The sequence below is a fragment of the Thermoanaerobacter brockii subsp. finnii Ako-1 genome, assembly GCF_000175295.2.
GTDB classification, from domain to species: Bacteria; Bacillota; Thermoanaerobacteria; order Thermoanaerobacterales; family Thermoanaerobacteraceae; genus Thermoanaerobacter; species Thermoanaerobacter pseudethanolicus.
In genome coordinates this window covers 1,306,246-1,324,458 of the sequence record NC_014964.1, presented here as the reverse complement: position 1 = coordinate 1,324,458, position 18,213 = coordinate 1,306,246, and the positions used below count along the sequence as shown (strand labels likewise).

22 protein-coding genes are annotated in these 18,213 nt (G+C 34.7%); all 22 read left to right on the top strand.

Going from position 1 to position 18,213, the window contains the following annotated elements; translation table 11 throughout:
• The first annotated feature begins 27 nt into the window (after positions 1–27).
• Positions 28–513, top strand: a complete 486-nt coding sequence (locus tag THEBR_RS06560) for a YceD family protein (RefSeq protein ID WP_012269379.1) — start codon at positions 28–30, stop codon at positions 511–513.
• A gap of 17 nt (positions 514–530) precedes the next feature.
• On the top strand, positions 531–713 hold the full coding sequence (rpmF, locus tag THEBR_RS06555) for a 50S ribosomal protein L32 (RefSeq protein ID WP_003868236.1): 183 nt from the start codon (positions 531–533) through the stop codon (positions 711–713).
• A gap of 121 nt (positions 714–834) precedes the next feature.
• A complete protein-coding gene (fapR, locus tag THEBR_RS06550; protein ID WP_003869201.1) occupies positions 835–1,437 on the top strand; it encodes a transcription factor FapR in 603 nt (200 codons plus the stop codon).
• Positions 1,421–2,419, top strand: coding sequence for a phosphate acyltransferase PlsX (gene plsX, locus THEBR_RS06545; RefSeq protein ID WP_012269378.1), 999 nt, complete (start codon positions 1,421–1,423; stop codon positions 2,417–2,419). Before fapR ends, plsX begins: the two co-directional genes overlap by 17 nt.
• On the top strand, positions 2,412–3,407 hold the full coding sequence (locus tag THEBR_RS06540) for a beta-ketoacyl-ACP synthase III (protein WP_003869199.1): 996 nt from the start codon (positions 2,412–2,414) through the stop codon (positions 3,405–3,407). The genes plsX and THEBR_RS06540 overlap by 8 nt, the downstream gene beginning before the upstream one ends.
• 12 nt (positions 3,408–3,419) lie before the next feature.
• Positions 3,420–4,361: an enoyl-[acyl-carrier-protein] reductase FabK gene (gene fabK / locus THEBR_RS06535; protein WP_012269376.1), complete on the top strand. Its 942-nt coding sequence runs from the start codon at positions 3,420–3,422 to the stop codon at positions 4,359–4,361.
• A gap of 4 nt (positions 4,362–4,365) precedes the next feature.
• A complete protein-coding gene (gene fabD, locus THEBR_RS06530) occupies positions 4,366–5,295 on the top strand; it encodes an ACP S-malonyltransferase (RefSeq protein ID WP_004396169.1) in 930 nt (309 codons plus the stop codon).
• Between the two features lie 2 nt (positions 5,296–5,297).
• Positions 5,298–6,041, top strand: coding sequence for a 3-oxoacyl-[acyl-carrier-protein] reductase (gene fabG / locus THEBR_RS06525; protein ID WP_003869196.1), 744 nt, complete (start codon positions 5,298–5,300; stop codon positions 6,039–6,041).
• A gap of 42 nt (positions 6,042–6,083) precedes the next feature.
• Positions 6,084–6,311, top strand: coding sequence for an acyl carrier protein (acpP, locus tag THEBR_RS06520; RefSeq protein ID WP_003866668.1), 228 nt, complete (start codon positions 6,084–6,086; stop codon positions 6,309–6,311).
• A 66-nt stretch (positions 6,312–6,377) separates the two neighbouring features.
• A complete protein-coding gene (gene fabF / locus THEBR_RS06515; RefSeq protein ID WP_004396170.1) occupies positions 6,378–7,607 on the top strand; it encodes a beta-ketoacyl-ACP synthase II in 1,230 nt (409 codons plus the stop codon).
• The gene (gene rnc, locus THEBR_RS06510) at positions 7,579–8,319 is read left to right on the top strand and encodes a ribonuclease III (RefSeq protein WP_003869194.1); all 741 of its coding nucleotides are present in this window, start codon (positions 7,579–7,581) and stop codon (positions 8,317–8,319) included. The genes fabF and rnc overlap by 29 nt, the downstream gene beginning before the upstream one ends.
• A complete protein-coding gene (locus THEBR_RS06505; protein WP_012269375.1) occupies positions 8,316–9,380 on the top strand; it encodes an elongator complex protein 3 in 1,065 nt (354 codons plus the stop codon). The genes rnc and THEBR_RS06505 overlap by 4 nt, the downstream gene beginning before the upstream one ends.
• Before the next feature lie 105 nt (positions 9,381–9,485).
• The gene (locus THEBR_RS06500; RefSeq protein ID WP_003869192.1) at positions 9,486–9,746 is read left to right on the top strand and encodes a stage V sporulation protein S; all 261 of its coding nucleotides are present in this window, start codon (positions 9,486–9,488) and stop codon (positions 9,744–9,746) included.
• A 49-nt stretch (positions 9,747–9,795) separates the two neighbouring features.
• The gene (locus THEBR_RS06495) at positions 9,796–10,029 is read left to right on the top strand and encodes a putative signal transducing protein (protein WP_003866673.1); all 234 of its coding nucleotides are present in this window, start codon (positions 9,796–9,798) and stop codon (positions 10,027–10,029) included.
• 42 nt (positions 10,030–10,071) lie between these two features.
• Entirely contained in the window at positions 10,072–13,662 is a 3,591-nt protein-coding gene (gene smc, locus THEBR_RS06490) for a chromosome segregation protein SMC (RefSeq protein ID WP_012269374.1), read from the top strand.
• The gene (gene ftsY, locus THEBR_RS06485) at positions 13,655–14,614 is read left to right on the top strand and encodes a signal recognition particle-docking protein FtsY (RefSeq protein ID WP_012269373.1); all 960 of its coding nucleotides are present in this window, start codon (positions 13,655–13,657) and stop codon (positions 14,612–14,614) included. Before smc ends, ftsY begins: the two co-directional genes overlap by 8 nt.
• 99 nt (positions 14,615–14,713) lie before the next feature.
• Positions 14,714–15,067, top strand: coding sequence for a putative DNA-binding protein (locus tag THEBR_RS06480; protein ID WP_004396175.1), 354 nt, complete (start codon positions 14,714–14,716; stop codon positions 15,065–15,067).
• A 13-nt stretch (positions 15,068–15,080) separates the two neighbouring features.
• Positions 15,081–16,421, top strand: coding sequence for a signal recognition particle protein (ffh, locus tag THEBR_RS06475; protein WP_003869187.1), 1,341 nt, complete (start codon positions 15,081–15,083; stop codon positions 16,419–16,421).
• 37 nt (positions 16,422–16,458) lie between these two features.
• Positions 16,459–16,719 (top strand): 30S ribosomal protein S16, encoded by a 261-nt coding sequence (gene rpsP, locus THEBR_RS06470; protein WP_003866679.1) that lies wholly within the window; start codon positions 16,459–16,461, stop codon positions 16,717–16,719.
• A gap of 25 nt (positions 16,720–16,744) precedes the next feature.
• Positions 16,745–16,972 carry a KH domain-containing protein gene (locus tag THEBR_RS06465; RefSeq protein ID WP_003866680.1) on the top strand — a complete coding sequence of 76 codons (228 nt, stop codon included), beginning with the start codon at positions 16,745–16,747 and terminating at the stop codon, positions 16,970–16,972.
• Positions 16,973–16,980: 8 nt separating this feature from the next.
• On the top strand, positions 16,981–17,484 hold the full coding sequence (gene rimM / locus THEBR_RS06460; RefSeq protein WP_003866681.1) for a ribosome maturation factor RimM: 504 nt from the start codon (positions 16,981–16,983) through the stop codon (positions 17,482–17,484).
• Positions 17,484–18,209, top strand: coding sequence for a tRNA (guanosine(37)-N1)-methyltransferase TrmD (gene trmD / locus THEBR_RS06455; RefSeq protein ID WP_003866682.1), 726 nt, complete (start codon positions 17,484–17,486; stop codon positions 18,207–18,209). Before rimM ends, trmD begins: the two co-directional genes overlap by 1 nt.
• The last annotated feature ends 4 nt before the right edge of the window (positions 18,210–18,213 follow it).

Below are 18,213 nucleotides of genomic sequence, written 5' to 3'. Positions count from 1 at the left end.
CAATTATTTTAAGGTGTGTGAAGAAAAATGAAAATCGATCTATTAAAAATCAAAGGACAGCTTGGCCGCAGCATAAATATAGACTATGTAGAGGACATAGAGAACATTGAATTTAAAGGGGAAGAATACAAAATTGTAACTCCTCTACATGTAAAAGGTACTATTACCGCGCAAAAAGAAGGGCTTTTGGCAGAACTTGATATTACAGGTAGTATAAATGCTGTCTGCGACAGATGTTTGGATGAGTTTATTTATAATTTAGACCTTAAATTACGGGAATATGTAGAGGAGTCAGTAGACGAAGAAGTAGATGATAGTTTTTACGAAAATTTTGATTTAACTACTTTTGTAGTTCATTTTGTGATATTGTCATTGCCAATGAAATTTTTGTGCAAAGAAGATTGCAAAGGCTTGTGTCCTGTTTGCGGTACTAATTTAAACCATCAAACCTGTAGCTGCAAGCGGGAAGATATTGATCCGCGGCTTACCGTCCTTTCTAAACTACTGCAATAGATGTAGGAGGTGTTAAGATGCCAGTTCCAAAGAGGAGGACATCAAAGGCTAGAAGAGATACCAGAAGGAATAATAGTTATAAAATAGCTGCACCGGCTTACGTTTTGTGTCCAAGATGTCATGAGCCTAAACTACCTCATAGAGTATGTCCAAACTGCGGCTATTACAAAGATAGAGAGGTAATAAAAGTAGAAGAGTAAGAGTCAAAAAAAGTAGTAATAGGAAAAGACCTATTACTACTTTTTTTAGTTGATTTTACAAAAAAAATAATTTATAATTTTGGGTAGGTCATAAAAACAACTAATATCTGGAGCTGGTAATATGGCTGTGCGAATGAGTAAAGTAGAAAGGCAAAGACTTTTAAAAGAAAAAATAAATACTAACCCCTTTTATACTGATGACGAGTTAGCAGAAATGTTTGGAGTAAGTGTACAAACTATAAGACTTGACAGGATGGAATTAGGAATCCCTGAAGTTAGAGAGCGTATAAAAAGTGTTGCAGAAGAAAATTATCAAAAAGTGAGAACTATTACAGGCACTGAAGTAGTTGGAGAATTAATAGACTTAGAATTAGGTAAAAGGGGTATTTCGATTTTTGAGCCTACAGAGGATATGGTTTTTGTCAAGACAAAAATTGTGAAAGGGCAATACATTTATTCTCAGGCTGAGTCTTTAGCTATGTCTGTTATTGATGCCTCTGCTGCTTTAATTGGAGTTGCAAACATAAAGTACAAGTTTCCTGTTAAAGTAGGAGATAGACTTGTCGCGAAAGCCGAAGTGATACGTCAAAGAGGAAACAAGTATTTTGTTTGGGTTAAGATAAAAGTTAAGGATAAGGAAGTATTCAGAGGAAAGTTCATTTTAGTGGCCATTGATGAGGATTTTCTAAAAAAAAGGAGTGACACTGTTGAGGTTAGCAATTGATGCTATGGGTGGTGACCATGCTCCAGAGGAGATAATTAAAGGCAGCTTAGAGGCACTAAAGCATTTTCAAGATATAGAAATTGTCCTTATTGGGAAAGAAGAAGTTTTACGCGGCCTCCAAAGAAAGGAGAAAAGGCTTAAGCTTGTTTATGCTTCAGAAGTTATTGAAAATGATGAAGCACCTGTTACGGCTGTTAGAAAGAAAAAAGATTCTTCAATGATAGTAGGTTTAGAACTTCTTAAAAAGGAAGAAGTGGATGCTTTTTTGTCAGCTGGCAATACAGGAGCTCTAATGGCAGGAGCATTGCTTACTTTAGGGCGCATTAAGGGAATTGACAGACCAGCTTTGGCTCCAATACTTCCTACTTTAAATGGGGCTACCGTGTTATTAGATGCAGGTTCTAATACTAATTGTGATGCTCAAAATTTGGTGCAATTTGCTGTCATGGGACATGTCTATGCTCAAAAAATGTTTGAGATAGAAAGACCAAGAGTAGGGCTTTTTAATATAGGAGCAGAAGAGGAAAAAGGAAATGAAGTAGTAAAAAAGGCTTTTGAAGAACTTAAAAAATCAAAACTAAATTTTATTGGGAATGTGGAAGGAAGAGATATCCCTTACGGCGTCTGTGAAGTTGTAGTCTGCGATGGATTTGTGGGAAATGCGATACTAAAGTCTATGGAAGGAATTGCTTCTGTGATTTCTCAACTTTTAAAGGAAGAGTTGACCCGAAATATTTTTACTAAACTGGGTGCTCTTTTGATAATGGGTGGATTAAAAAGAATAACTAAAAAAATGGATTACACTGAATACGGAGGAGCCCCTCTTTTAGGAATTAAAAAGCCAGTCATAAAAGCCCATGGCAACTCAAAAGCAAAAGCTATTTTTAATGCGATAAAACAAGCTAAAAATTTTGTAGATAATGATGTCTTAAATCACATAAAAGAAGAAATTGAGTCAATGGGAGATGAGTTAAGTGTGTGAAAAGATTGCTGCAGGAATTTTAGGTACAGGAAGTTATGTTCCCGAAAAAGTTCTTACTAATTTTGATTTAGAAAAAATGGTGGATACTTCTGATGAATGGATTACTACAAGGACAGGAATTAAAGAAAGGCGCATTGCAGATCCTTCACAAGCTACTTCTGACTTGGCTACTGAAGCCGCAAAGAAGGCTTTGGAAGATGCTAAAGTTGACCCTTCAGAAATTGACATGATCATTGTCGCAACTGTTACACCTGATATGAATTTCCCATCTACTGCTTGCATAGTTCAAGCTAATTTAGGTGCAGCCAACGCTGCTGCTTTTGATATCTCCGTCGGATGTTCAGGCTTTATATATGGACTTGCTATCGCTCAGCAATTTGTAGAGACTGGTATGTATAACAAAATATTGGTTATTGGAGCAGAAACTTTGTCTAAAATAATAAACTGGAAGGATAGAAACACTTGTGTTCTCTTTGGAGATGGAGCAGGGGCAGTAGTTGTGGGAAGAGTTGAAAGCGGATATGGAATATTGAGTTCTTATTTAGGAGCTGATGGAACTGGCGGGAAACACTTGTACATGCCAGCAGGTGGTTCTAGAATGCCGGCCAGCGAAGAGACTGTAAAAAAGAATTTACATACTATTTTTATGGAAGGGCAAGAAGTATTTAAGTTTGCAGTAAAAGTAATGGATAGTGCTACTATTGAGGCTTTAAACAGATGTGGTTTAAAACCAGAAGACATAGATATGCTTATACCTCACCAAGCAAACACAAGAATAATTGAAGCGGCTAGGAAGAGGTTAAAACTTAGCAATGATAAAGTTTATATAAACCTTGATAAATACGGGAATACTTCTGCAGCCTCTGTTGCTATAGCTTTAGATGAAGCCTATAGAAAAGGACTGATAAAAAAAGGCGATGTCATACTAACTGTCGCTTTTGGTGCAGGTTTGACTTGGGCATCAAGTGTTATAAGATGGAGCAAGTAAGGGGTGAAAAATATGTTTAAAACTAAAATAGTAGAAATGCTCAATATAAAATATCCAATATTTCAGGGTGGAATGGCATGGGTCGCAACTGCAGAACTAGCTGCTGCCGTGTCAAATGCAGGAGGTTTAGGAATAATAGGAGCAGGTAATGCACCAGCTAGTTTTGTAAGGGAACAGATACGGAAGGCAAGAGAACTTACTGATAAACCTTTTGGCGTCAATGTAATGCTTTTGTCTCCTTTTGTTGATGAAGTTATGGAGGTTATTTTAGAAGAAAAAGTAGAAGTTATAACCACTGGAGCAGGGAATCCAGGTAAGTACATACAAAGACTTAAAGAACGGGGTATTAAAGTTATTCCTGTTGTGCCTTCAGTAGCATTAGCAAAAAGAATGGAGGACATTGGTGTGGATGCTGTTATTGCTGAAGGAACAGAATCGGGAGGTCATATTGGAGAACTAACGACTTTGGCATTAGTACCTCAAGTAGTAGATGCTGTTAAAATTCCAGTCATCGCTGCAGGAGGAATTGCTGATGGACGTGGTTTTGCAGCTGCATTTTGCTTAGGAGCTTCAGGTATTCAAATGGGAACTCGGTTTGTATGCTCTACTGAATGTACTGCTCATCCTCGTTACAAAGAATATATTTTAAAGGCAAAAGACAGAGATGCCGTTGTTACAGGAAGAAGCACAGGTCATCCAGTCAGGTCATTAAAAAACAAACTGACAAGAGAATTTGAAAAGTTAGAGCAAATGGGTGCTCCTAAGGAACAATTAGAAAAATTAGGGGAAGGAAAATTAAGAGCAGCGGTAGTAGACGGTGATGTAGAATATGGTTCTGTGATGGCAGGTCAAATTGCAGGACTTATAAATGATATTAAACCTGTAAAAGAGATAATAGAGGACATAATGAAACAAGCGGAGGAAGTAATTGACAATTTGAATAAAATGAGGTGAAAAAATGAAAGTAGCTTTTATTTACCCCGGGCAAGGTGCCCAATATGCTGGAATGGGCAAAGAAATATACCAAAAATACCAAGAGGCAAGAGAAATTTTTGAAAGAGCAGATGAAGCTTTAGGGTTTAGCATATCTGAACTTTGTTTTGAGGGACCAGAAGAAGAACTTATGAAAACAGAAAATACCCAGCCGGCCATTTTAACGGTTTCTGTTGCTTTAACAAAGGTTTTGCAAAAGAGAGGAATAAAGGCTGAGGTTACTGCAGGATTGAGCTTAGGAGAGTATTCCTCTTTAGTATTGGCTGAAGCTTTAGATTTTGAAGATGCGGTTCGTTTAGTGAAAAACAGAGGAAAGTATATGCAGGAAGTAGTACCCCAAGGAGTGGGTACTATGGCAGCAATACTGGGACTTGAAAATGAAGTAGTAGAAGAGATTTGCCGTACTGTATCACAAGTTGGAATAGTAGAACCTGCTAATTACAACTGTCCTGGACAATTAGTTATATCTGGAGAAGTAAAAGCTGTGGAAAAAGCTGTCGAGCTAGCCAAAGAAAAAGGTGCAAAAAGAGCAGTAGTATTAGCAGTCAGCGCACCTTTCCACTGCAGCATGTTAAAAAAAGCAGGAGAACTCCTAGAGAGGGACTTAGAAAAAATAGAAATAAAAGATTTAAAAATTCCAGTAGTATCAAATGTAACAGCTGATTATGCGTCTAAAGACCAAGTGAAGGACCTGCTCATAAAACAGGTGAGTCATCCTGTGCTATGGGAACAATCTGTAAAAAGAATGATTGAAGATGGTGTAGATACTTTTGTTGAGATAGGACCAGGAAAAACTCTTACAGGTTTTGTTAAAAAGATTGACAAAACCAAAAATGCTTATAATTTTGAAGATGAGGAGTCCCTTTTAAAGACTCTCTCTGCTTTGGGGGTATAAGTATGGAAACTGAAAGAAAAACTGCTTTTATAACAGGTGGGTCAAGAGGAATAGGACGTGCTATTGCTTTACGCTTGGCAAAGGATGGATTTAATATTGTCGTCAACTATTCGAAAAGTGATAAAAGTGCTGAAGAGGTTGTAAAAGAAGCAAAAGAGTATGGAGTAGAGGCAATGGCTGTCAAATGTGACGTCTCTAAATACGATGAGGTTGAAAAAGCGATAGATAAAATTGTAGAAGAATTTGGTAGTATAGATGTTGTAGTAAATAATGCGGGAATTACAAAGGACAATTTAATTTTGAAGATGGATGAAAGCGAGTGGGACCAAGTAATAGATGTAAATTTAAAAGGTACATTTAATGTAATAAAATTTGCATCAAAGTATATGATAAAAAAGAGAAAAGGGAAAATAATAAATATTACATCAGTTGTGGGAATAATGGGAAATGCAGGTCAAGCTAACTATGCTGCTTCTAAAGCAGGAGTGATAGGACTTACTAAATCTGTTGCAAAAGAGTTAGCAAATCGGGGAATAACAGTAAATGCTGTAGCTCCCGGCTTCATTGAAACGGATATGACAAGTGTGTTAAAAGATGAAATAAAAGAAAATATGTTAAAGAGTATTCCTTTGAAAAGAGCTGGAAAACCGGAGGATGTAGCTGAATTAGTTGCTTTTTTGGCGAGTCCCGCTTCAGATTACATTACCGGGCAAGTAATAAATGTTGACGGAGGAATGGTTATGTAATATTATCATAATGTATAATTTTTGAGAGGAGGTGAAGAAGGTATGATTTTTGAAAAAGTAAGGGACATAATAGCCGAACAACTCGGCATTGATCCAGAGGAAATAACGATGGAGTCATCTTTTATAGATGATTTAGGAGCAGACTCTTTGGACATAGTAGAGCTCATAATGGCTCTGGAAGAAGAGTTTGATATTGAAATTCCTGATGAAGATGCTGAAAAGATTAAAACAGTAGGTGATGTAGTAGAATACTTAAGCAATCTTGAATAATTGAGGTCCCGCGTTGCGGGACTTTATGCAATATAAAATTTTACTCTATTTTGGAGGTTTTAACTCATGAACAGAGTAGTTGTAACAGGAGTAGGAGTCATTACACCTTTAGGTAATACTGTAGAAAAATTTTGGAATTCTTTAATAAATGGTGAGTCTGGAATAGACACTGTTACCAAATTTGACGTGTCGGAGTTTCCTACTAAGGTAGCAGCAGAAGTAAAAGATTTTGAACCCACTTTATACATAGATAAAAAAGAAGCAAGAAGAATGGATAGGTTCATCCAGTTTGCTGTTGCCAGCGCGAAGTTGGCGTTAGAGGATTCACAAATTGACCTTTCTAAAGTTGATTTAAACAGGTTTGGTGTTATTTACGGTACAGGCATAGGAGGAATTGAAACTTTTGAAAATCAGATGAAAATTATGTATGAAAAAGGTCCCGGAAAAGTAAGTCCCTTCTTCATACCTATGATGATAGCAAATATGGCAGCAGGTCAAATTGCAATAACTTTTGGGCTAAAAGGGATAAACGAGACTATAGTAAATGCCTGTGCTTCCAGTACTAATGCTATAGGAGAAGCTTTTAAAGCTATTCAAAGGGGAGATGCAGAACTTATAGTCACAGGTGGTACTGAAGCAGCTATAACTCCCATGTCTTTTGCAGGCTTTTGTGCAATGAAAGCTATGTCCACAAATGAGGACCCTAAAAAAGCCTCCCGTCCTTTTGATTTGAATAGAGATGGTTTTGTAATGGGAGAAGGGTCTGCAAGCTTAATTTTAGAATCTTTAGAACATGCGCAAAAAAGAGGAGCTAAAATTTATGCAGAGATAATAGGTTATGGTGCTACAGATGATGCTTACCACATAACTGCTCCTGCGCCAGAAGGAGAAGGAGCTGCTCGTGCAATGGAAGCAGCTTTAAAGGACGGAAAAGTAAGTTTTGACATGATAGATTATATCAATGCTCATGGAACTTCCACTGAATATAACGACAAATTTGAAACAATGGCTATAAAGAAAGTCTTTAAAGACCATGCGTATAAACTCTATGTAAGCTCTATCAAGTCTATGCTAGGCCATTTGTTAGGAGCAGCAGGGGCTGTTGAAGCTGTTGCTACTGTTTTGACTATAAAAAATGGCATTATACCTCCTACTATTAATTACGAAACTCCTGATCCAGAGTGCGATTTGAATTATGTGCCTAACGAGGCTATAGAAAAAGAAGTAAATTATGCGATTTCTAATTCCTTAGGCTTTGGAGGACATAATGGGACATTACTTTTTAAAAAATTTTAAAAGAGGTATGGAAGTGAAAAGAGAAAATTTGTCTGAATTAGAAAAGAGAATAAACTATAGTTTTAAAGATAAAAATTTGCTTATAGAGGCTTTAACTCACAGTTCATGGGCTCACGAAGGTAAAAATAGCAAGATTAGCAATGAAAGATTGGAGTTTTTAGGAGATTCTGTCCTAAGCCTTGTAATAAGCGAGTATTTGTACAAGAATAGAAAAGATTTAGAAGAAGGTTCTCTTTCTAAATATAGAGCTGAAATAGTTTGTGAGCCCTCCCTTGCCAGGTGTGCAAGAGAAATAGAATTAGGCAACTTTTTGCGCATTGGCAAAGGAGAAGAACTGACTGGAGGAAGAGAAAGAGATTCTATTCTTGCAGATGCTATGGAAGCGATACTGGCTGCTGTATATCTGGATGGAGGATTAGAAGTCGTTCGCAATGTAATTTTAGAATTGTTCAAAAATATCATTGAAGAAGTTTTGGAAGGGCTTATTTATCGCGACTATAAAACAAAACTGCAAGAAGTTGTTCAAAGCATGGAAATAGGGAAAATTATCTATGAGCTAATAGAGGAAATGGGCCCTGACCATAATAAAACTTTTGTAACCCAAGTGCGTATTGGAGATGTAATATTAGGAAAGGGTTATGGTAAAAGTAAAAAAGAAGCTGAGCAAGCTGCGGCTATGGAAGCATTGATTAAATTGGGGATATTGAAATGAAAAAAAAGATGTATATAATACCACTTTTTATACCCCATTTAGGTTGTCCTTTTAAGTGTGTTTTTTGCAATCAAAATTCAATAACAGGCCAACAACAGGAGATAACAGAAGAATACGTAAGGCAAACCATAGAAACCCATTTAAAAACTCTTCCAAGTAATGCAGAAATAGAGGTATCTTTTTTTGGTGGAAGTTTTACAGGAATACCACAGGATAAGCAAAATCTCTACTTGGGAATTGCGAAAGAATATTTGGACAAAGGCAAAATAGATGCTATTCGTTTGTCTACTCGTCCTGATTATATAGACACCGAGATTTTACAAAATCTTAAGAGATACAAAGTTTCAATAATAGAACTTGGAGTACAGTCAATGGATGAAGAAGTGCTTTTAAAAAGTAGAAGAGGTCATACAAGTGAGGATGTCGTAAAAGCTGTGAATCTAATTCGACAGTATGACTTTAAATTAGGATTACAAATAATGATAGGACTACCTGGAGATAACTTAGAGAAATCTTTAAATACCGCTTATAAGATTGTGGAGTTGAAACCTGATTTTGTGAGGATTTATCCTGCTTTGGTGATTAAAAATACTTATCTTGAAAGAATGTATAAAGAAGGAAGATTTTTCCCTCTAACGTTGCAAGAGGCTGTTGAAATCTCAAAGAAAATGTATATAATTTTTATTAAGAATAATATTGACGTCATTCGTATTGGACTTCAAACGACAGAAAATATTAATTACAATAAAGATGTAGTAGCAGGTCCTTTTCATCCTGCGATGGGACAATTAGTTGAGTCAAGTGTTATTCTTGACATTCTCATAAGGGTATTTGAGGATAAAAATATAAGTAACACAAAGGTTACAATTTTTTCTAATGAAAGGCGGATTTCCACAATTATAGGGCAAAAAAAATTCAACAAGTTGTTTTTAGAAAAAAAATACAACGTAAAAATGGAATTTAAAATATTAAATAGTCTGACTGACGACAAAATAGTTGTTTGTACTGATAAAAAGATTATGCGTATTTCTATAACCGATTTTATAAAAAATAATTTTTAAAAAAATTTTATAATAAAGAAGGAAATATTGGTTTTTTATCGAATATATAAATATATATCAAATGTATTCATTTTCACAATAATGTATGAAGGAGGTTATTTTACAGTGGAGGTTCTAAAAGTATCAGCTAAATCTAAACCTAAGTCTGTAGCAGGTGCATTAGCAGCCGTCTTAAGAGAAAAATCTTCAGCAGAAATTCAGGCGGTTGGGGCAGGTGCAGTAAATCAAGCGGTTAAGGCTATTGCAATAGCAAGGGGGTTTGTGGCGCCAAATGGCATAGACTTAATTGCGATTCCTGCCTTTTCAGAGATTGAGATAGACGGCGAAATGAGGACAGCAATAAAATTTATTGTAGAACCAAGATAATCTAAACCTGCTTTTTAGCAGGTTTTATTTTTATATAGAGGTGATTTTGATGGAAGGCTTCGTTAAAATTTTAGTGTTAGAAAATGAAATAGAAGCGAAATTGATAGAAGGCATTTTAAAAGAAAAGGGGATACCACATTTTATAAGAAGTTATCATGATACGGCTTATGATGGATTGTTTCAAATGGTAACAGGATGGGGAGAGATATTAGCACCTTCTTTTTATAAGGAAGAAATAGAGGAGATTGTAGAAGAAATACGAAAAAATGAAGATGAAATTTAAATGTAGATGTGGTAAAATGGAAGGTGCATAAGGAGTGGTGGTATGTACCTTAAGAAACTTGAACTTCAAGGCTTTAAGTCTTTTGCAGACAAAGTAACTCTTGATTTTGAAAAAGGTGTAACAGCAATTGTAGGTCCAAATGGAAGTGGCAAAAGTAATATTTCTGACGCTATTAGATTAGTTCTGGGAGAACAAAGTATCAAAAGTTTAAGAGGTTCTAAGTTAGAGGATGTAATTTTTGCAGGTAGCGAGAATAGAAAACCTTTAGGTTTTTGTGAAATAAATCTCACCCTTGATAATTCCGATGGTTATCTTCCTTTTGATTATACAGAAGTAGTTATTACCAGAAAAATTTTTAGATCTGGCGAAAGTGAGTTTTTTATAAATAAAACTCCTTGCCGTCTTAAGGACATATACGAGCTTTTTTTAGATACAGGAGTAGGAAAAGAAGGCTATTCAATAATAGGACAAGGTAGAATAGACGAAATCCTATCTGCGAAACCAGAAGATAGAAGACAAATTTTTGAGGAAGCAATAGGTATTTCAAAGTACAGATATAAAAAAGAAGAAGCAGAAAGGAAACTCACAGCAGCTAATGATAATCTACTTCGTTTAAACGATATAGTTGTAGAATTAGAGAAGCAGCTTACTACTTTGGAAACGCAAAAAAGCAAGGCAGAAGAGTTTTTAAAACTTCATCAGGAAAAAAGAAAAGTAGATATAAGTTTATATATTCAATTAGCAAAGAGGTCTATGAATCAGTACGATGCTTTAAAAGGAAAATATGAGAACTTAAAAAATCAATTAGATGTAAAAAAAATACATAAAATCAATCAAGAGGAGAATTTGTTATATAAAGAAAAAGAAATTCATGACTTAAAACAGCAATTGGACAGTGAAAAAGAGGAATATCACAATAAGTTAAGAGAGATAGAGATAGTCTCAGGAAAAAGGGAATTAATAATAGAGAAGCTTAGAAATTTAGAAGAAACCTCTCGACTTTACAGGGAGGAGTTAGAAAAAATTGCAAAACGTGAGGAAATTTTGAGGGAAGAACTTAAAAGGGTAGAGTCTAATGTAGCCCTTTTACATGTTAACAAAAAAGAATTAGAAGAGAAATTAAAACAATTTCAGGAAGAATATATAAGTTTACAAAAGCAGCAAAAAGATAAGATAGAAGAAGTTGAAAAAGCTAAGGAAGATATAATTGAAATTTTAAATAGCATAGCAGATGTGAAAGGAAAATTGTCTTTGAACAATTCTCTAAAGGAAGAGGCAATAAGTAGGCAGCAAAATTTAAAAAAGCATATAGAGGAAATTCAAAATCGAATAGAAATGTTGGATAAAGAAAAAACTAAAATTGTTGAAGAATTACAAATTTTACAAAAAGAACTGGATAACAAAAATCAGCAAAGGATTACTAAACAGCAAGCTTTACAAAAAATTGATAATGAGCTGATTTTGAAGGAAGATACTTTAAAAGTTATTAAAGAAGAAATTGAGAGAAAAAGGTCACGACTTTCTATTTTAGAGGAAATGGATAAAAATTACGAAGGCTATAGTGGAACTGTGCGGAACTTGTTAAAACTCTCTGAAAATATTCCTTCTTTTAAAGAAAACATAATAGGAGTAGTGGGGGAACTTTTAGAGGTTGAAAATACTTATAGCACAGCAATTGAGGTAGCATTAGGCTCAAGTATACAGAATATAGTTATAAAATCTTCTGAGGGAGTAGCGGAAATAATTGAAAGGTTAAAACAAAAAGATTTAGGAAGAGCTACTTTTTTGCCTCTTGATTTAATCCGTGGGAGGGGTCTTTCTCAACAGGAAAGCAATATTTTGACTGAGAAAGGCGTAATTGGAGTTGCTTCTAAGCTAATAAAGTATAACGATAATTTAGAAGAAATTTTTAATTTTTTGTTAGGCCGTGTTATTATAGTAGATACCATTGAAAATGCAGTGAGGTTATCTAAAAAATATAATCAAGCTTATAAAATTGTAACATTAGAAGGAGAAGTTATAAATCCAGGGGGTGCAATAACCGGTGGCAGTTTAAAACCTAAACTTCAAAGTATCTTTAAAAGAAAAGAAGAGATAACTAAACTGAAAAAAGAAATTGATAGTTTAAAAAATCAACAAGAAATAGTGGGGGAAGAAATTGGGCAAAAAATAAATGATAAAATTCATGTAGAGGAGCAAATAGAATTATTGAACAAAGAAATTTCTGATATTAGCTACAATATAACTTCTAATGATCAAAGGAGGATTTCATTAGAAAAAGAAATAGGAAATTTATTAAATCAACTAGAAAATTATACTTTAGAAATTGATGAATTAAAGGAAAATGTTAGAAATTATCAACAAGAAATTGACCGGTTTTTAAAAGAGTTAGAAAGCTTAGAAAAAGAAAAAGAACAATTGGATGCCTTGATCAATGGTTTTAAAGAAAAAAACAATAAAGAAGAAGAAAATTTAGCAATTTTAGACAAGGAAATCACTGCTTTGAAAATTGAAATCGCTAAAATCGAACAAAAGCTCCAGAATGAACTTCATAACTTAAAAGATAAACGGCAAGAATTTGATAGAGAAAAAAACAATATAGTAGAGAAGGAAAAGAATATTAAAGAAATAGAAAGCTTAAAGGTCAATTTGAGTTTAGAGAGGGAAAAGTTGCAAGGAGAAATATATAAATTACAGCAAGAAGTAGAAAAAATTCAAAAAGATATTTCTTCTTTAGAAGATAATATTTTCCAAGAAGAAGAGGATTTACAAAAACGTAAAGAAAAATTTTCGATTTTACAACAAGAATTTACTAATATTAATGAAGAATTTCATAAGGTAGAAATGGAAATGCAAAGATTCCAGATAGAGATTGACAATATCAAAAATAGGCTTTGGGAAGAATATGAATTGACCTTAGACAGAGCTTTTGAAGAAGCTGAAGAAGGCGAGATTTCAAAATTAAGACAAAGAGCAGATCATTTGGCAAAGGCTATAAAAGGATTAGGTAATGTGAATATAGATGCTATTGAAGAATATAAAGAGGTAAAGGAAAGGTATGATTTTTTAAAATCTCAGATGGAAGATATTATAAAGGCAAAGGAATCTTTGATTTCTGTAATCGAAGAAGCAAATAAAATTATCAAAACAAAATTTAAAGATGGTTTTGAAATCCTACAGATTCAATTTAAGGAGACGTTTAGGCGACTTTTTGGAGGGGGTAATGCAGAGTTAATACTTACTGATGAAGACAATCTTTTAGAAACAGGTATAGAAATTAAAGCACAGCCCCCAGGAAAGAAATTGCAAACCCTTTCTCTTCTTTCAGGAGGAGAAAAGGCATTAGTTGCTATTTCCCTTTTATTTGCAATGCTAATTATAAAACCTACTCCTTTTTGTATATTGGATGAGATAGATGCAGCATTAGATGATGCAAATGTGGAGAGATTTGCTGAGTTTCTGAAAGAATTGTCAAGAGATACTCAGTTTATAGTTGTAAGCCACAGAAAAGGGACAATGATGGTGGCAGATGCGATATACGGTGTAACAATGCAAGAAAAAGGAGTTTCCAAATTGTTATCCCTTAAACTAAATACTGACGACAAAATAGGAGGCTTGGTAAAACATGCTTAATTTTTTTGACAAATCTAAAAAAGAATCCGAAACTGCTGAAGAAAAAAAAGGTTTTTTTCAAAAGATTAAAGAAGGACTTTTAAAAACAAGAGAAAATTTGACTTCTAAAATAGATAGTATTGTTACAATAGGTAGAAAAATTGACGAAGAACTTTTGGAAGAATTAGAAGAGATTTTAATTTTAGCTGATATAGGTATTAGTACTACTTCTAAGATTATAGAAGGAATACGTCAAAAGGCAAAAGAAAGAAAGATTTATGATGCATCTCAAATAAAAGAACTTTTAGCTGAAGAAGTTTATGAAATTTTGCAAAAGGATGTAGAACCTTTTACCTTGACTTCTCCTATGGTGATATTGAACGTTGGGGTAAATGGAGTAGGAAAGACTACTACAATTGGAAAATTAGCTTATTTGTACAAAAAAGAAGGCAAAAAAGTTATGCTAGCAGCAGGTGATACTTTTAGAGCTGCAGCTATTGACCAGTTAGAAATATGGGCAGAGAGAGTTAACTGTCCAATTATCAAACACCAAGAAGGCTCAGATCCAGCTTCTGTTATTTTTGATGGCATTCAAGCCTCAAAAGCAAGGGGAATAGATATACTTATTTGTGATACTGCAGGTAGACTCCACAATAAAAAGAATCTGATGGAGGAATTGAGGAAAATTCGCAGAGTTATAGATAGGGAATATCCTGAAGCGAGAGTAGAAACCTTTTTAGTTTTAGATGCTACAACTGGTCAAAATGCTCTTCAACAGGCGAAAATATTTAAAGAAGTTTCTGATATAACCGGTATTGTACTTACCAAATTAGATGGAACGGCAAAAGGTGGAATTGTGGTAGCTATAAAATCAGAATTAAATGTACCTATAAGATATATAGGAATTGGGGAAGGAATAGAGGATTTGCAAGCTTTTGATGCAAAATCTTTCGTTTCTGCTATTTTTCAGTAAATTAAATCGTAAAAAAATGAAAAAACACAGCTTGACAAAAAGCAGCCCTTCATATAAAATCTTAATGTAAAGGTTAGGACCTTAACGGGTGGGATTTTTGTGGATGATGATTTTTTATTTATGACTCTTTTGTATGATTTTTATGGTGCTTTGCTTACAGATAAGCAAAGAGAAATTTTTGAGATGTATTATTTAAATGATTATTCTCTTGGAGAAATTTCCGAACTTTTGGATATCTCGCGGCAAGGGGTTTATGATACCTTAAAAAGAGCAGAAAGCTCGTTAGAGTTTTTTGAGGAAAAATTAGGATTGGTAAAAAGACATCAAGAAATAATGAATAAACTGGATAAGATAAAAAAGGGCATTGAAATAATACGGGAAAGAGAAAGAGACCCAGAAATTTTAAAAATTATTGAGGAGATAGCTCGTGAAATAGAGGAGCTAAATCCGTAGGAGGTAAATTTTAATGGCTTTTGAAAGCCTATCTGAAAGGCTGCAGGAAATCTTTAAAAAGTTAAGAGGAAAAGGAAAACTCACAGAAAAAGATATAAAAGAAGCTATGAGGGAAGTAAAAGTTGCCCTCTTAGAAGCGGATGTCAACTTTAAAGTAGTAAAAGACTTTATAAACTCTGTTACAGAAAAAGCTTTAGGGCAAGAAGTGATGGAAAGCCTGACCCCGGGGCAACAGGTGATAAAGATAGTCAATGATGAGCTTATAGCCCTTATGGGGTCTACTCAAAGCCGGTTAAATATAGGGAATAAAGTTCCTGCAGTTATAATGATGGTTGGACTTCAAGGTTCTGGAAAGACTACTGCTTGTGGGAAATTGGCAAACTTGTTAAAGAAGCAGGGAAAAAATCCCCTACTAGTAGCCTGTGACGTCGTCAGACCGGCTGCCATAAAGCAGTTACAGGTTGTGGGAGCTAATGTAAATGTACCAGTTTTTACAATGGGGGACAAAGTAAACCCTGTTGATATTGCAAAAGCTTCTATTGATTATGCAAGGTCTCATAACTCTGACGTAATTATCATAGATACTGCGGGTAGGCTTCACATAGATGAAGAATTAATGGAGGAACTTGTAAATATAAAAAAAGCAGTACAACCAGATGAAATTTTGTTAGTAGTAGATGCGATGACAGGTCAAGACGCAGTGAATGTAGCGTCTTCCTTTAATGAAAGGTTAGATATAACAGGAGTTATATTGACAAAATTGGATGGAGATACGAGGGGTGGAGCAGCTCTTTCTATTAAGGCTGTTACACAAAAACCCATAAAATATGTGGGTACAGGCGAAAAGTTGACAGATTTAGAGCCTTTTTATCCTGATAGAATGGCCTCTCGTATTTTGGGAATGGGAGATGTTTTGACTTTAATTGAAAAGGCCCAAGCAGCAATTGATGAGAAAAAGGCACAAGAGTTAGGTCAAAAGCTTTTAACAAAACAGTTTACATTGGAAGATTTCTTGGAACAATTGCAGAGTCTTAAAAATATGGGGCCTTTAGACCAACTTCTCAGTATGATCCCTGGAATGAACAAAAACATGCTTAAAAATGTAGACATTTCTGAAAAAGACTTAAAGAGGATAGAAGCCATTATTCAATCTATGACTAAAGAAGAAAGGCAAAACCCTTCTATTATAAATGGCAGTAGAAAGAAAAGAATAGCCAAAGGCAGCGGTACCACCATCCAACAGGTAAATAGCCTCTTAAAACAGTTTGAAGAAACTAAAAAGATGATGAAGAAATTTGCTGATATTGACAAAGACCTAAAGAAAGGTAAAATGAGGCTGCCTTTCTTTAGATGATATCGGAAGGTGGGCAACTTTTGAAGGAGGTGAGAAAGTGGCAGTCAGAATAAGATTAAAAAGGTTTGGGGCTAAGAAAAGACCTTTTTACAGGATAGTAGTAGCAGATTCAAGGTCACCAAGAGATGGAAGGTTTATTGATGAGATAGGATATTACAATCCTATAGCCCAGCCTGCTGAAATAAAAATAGATGTTGAAAAGGCTAAAAAGTGGCTTAGTGTTGGTGCCCAACCTTCAGATACTGTAAAGTCACTGTTTAAAAAAGAAGGTATAATTGGCAATAGTGCATCTCAATAATCCTCTCTTGTGAGGAGGTGTAATAATGGGAGAATTGGTTAAAACTATAGCCAAAGCGTTAGTTGACAATCCTGATGCTGTAGAAGTCAATGAAATAGAGGGACAGCAATCTGTTATCATAGAGCTTAAAGTTGCTCCCGAAGATATGGGAAAGGTAATTGGGAAACAGGGAAGGATTGCTCAAGCAATTCGCACATTGGTTAAAGCTGCTGCCTTAAAAGAAAAGAAACGTGTGATTGTTGAGATAATCTAGGTGGTGGTATGGCTGATTATTATAATGTAGGAAAAGTTACTTCTGCCCATGGCATTAAGGGCGAAGTTAAAGTATATCCTCTTACCAATGTTCCCGAAAGGTTTTATGACCTTGAGTATGTATGGATTTTTGATGACCAACAAAGGCCCCACAAATATGACATTGAATATGTCAAGATTATATCTAAAGGAGTTTGTGTAAAATTAAAAGGAATTGATACTAGAGGCGATGCAGAAAAATTAAAAGGGGCCTTTTTAAAAGTTGACTCTCAAAATGCTTTGGAGTTAGAAGAAAATGAATATTTCATCAAAGATTTAGTCGGGATGAAGGTGTATACAGAAGAAGGAAGTTTTCTGGGTACATTGGTAGAGGTACTTAAGACAGGTGCAAATGATGTGTATGTAATAAAAACTGAGGAGAGGGAAATACTAATTCCTGCTATAAAAGAAGTGGTCAAAAAAGTTGATGTTGACAATAAAGTAATGGTGGTCCACCTTCTGGAGGGGCTATGATGATTTTTGACGTTTTAACCCTATTTCCTGAAATGTTTGATAGTGTTTTATCCTATAGTATATTGAAAAGGGCTATTGAAAAAGGAAAAATAAAAGTTAATTTGATAAATATAAGAGATTTTTCAAAGGATAAACACAAAAGAGTAGATGATTATCCTTATGGAGGCGGGCCAGGAATGGTGATGATGCCTCAGCCTCTCTTTGATGCAATTGAATTTGTAAAAAGTCAAGGAAATATCCCTGTATATTACCTTGGTCCTAAAGGTAAAATTTTTAATCAGGAAATGGCGGTTAAGATGTCTAAATTAGAAAGAATAGCCCTTTTGTGTGGACACTATGAAGGAATAGATGAAAGAGTCTATTCTGTTATTGATGAAGAAATTTCTTTAGGAGATTTTATATTGACAGGCGGAGAGATAGCCGCCATGGCTATCATTGACGCTGTAACAAGACTTATTGAAGGAGTACTTTCACACCCTCAAAGCGCTATAGAAGAATCCTTTGCTAATAATTTATTGGAATATCCACAGTATACAAGGCCAGAAGTTTTTAGAGGTATGAAGGTGCCAGAAATTTTACTAAGTGGTAATCATGCCGAAATAGCTAAATGGCGAAGGCAAAAGTCTTTAGAGATAACTCTTTTAAAACGGCCAGATTTGCTTAAAAAGGCTGTTTTGACTGAAGAAGATAAAAAATTTTTGCGAGAAAGAGGGTTTGACATTTAGAAGC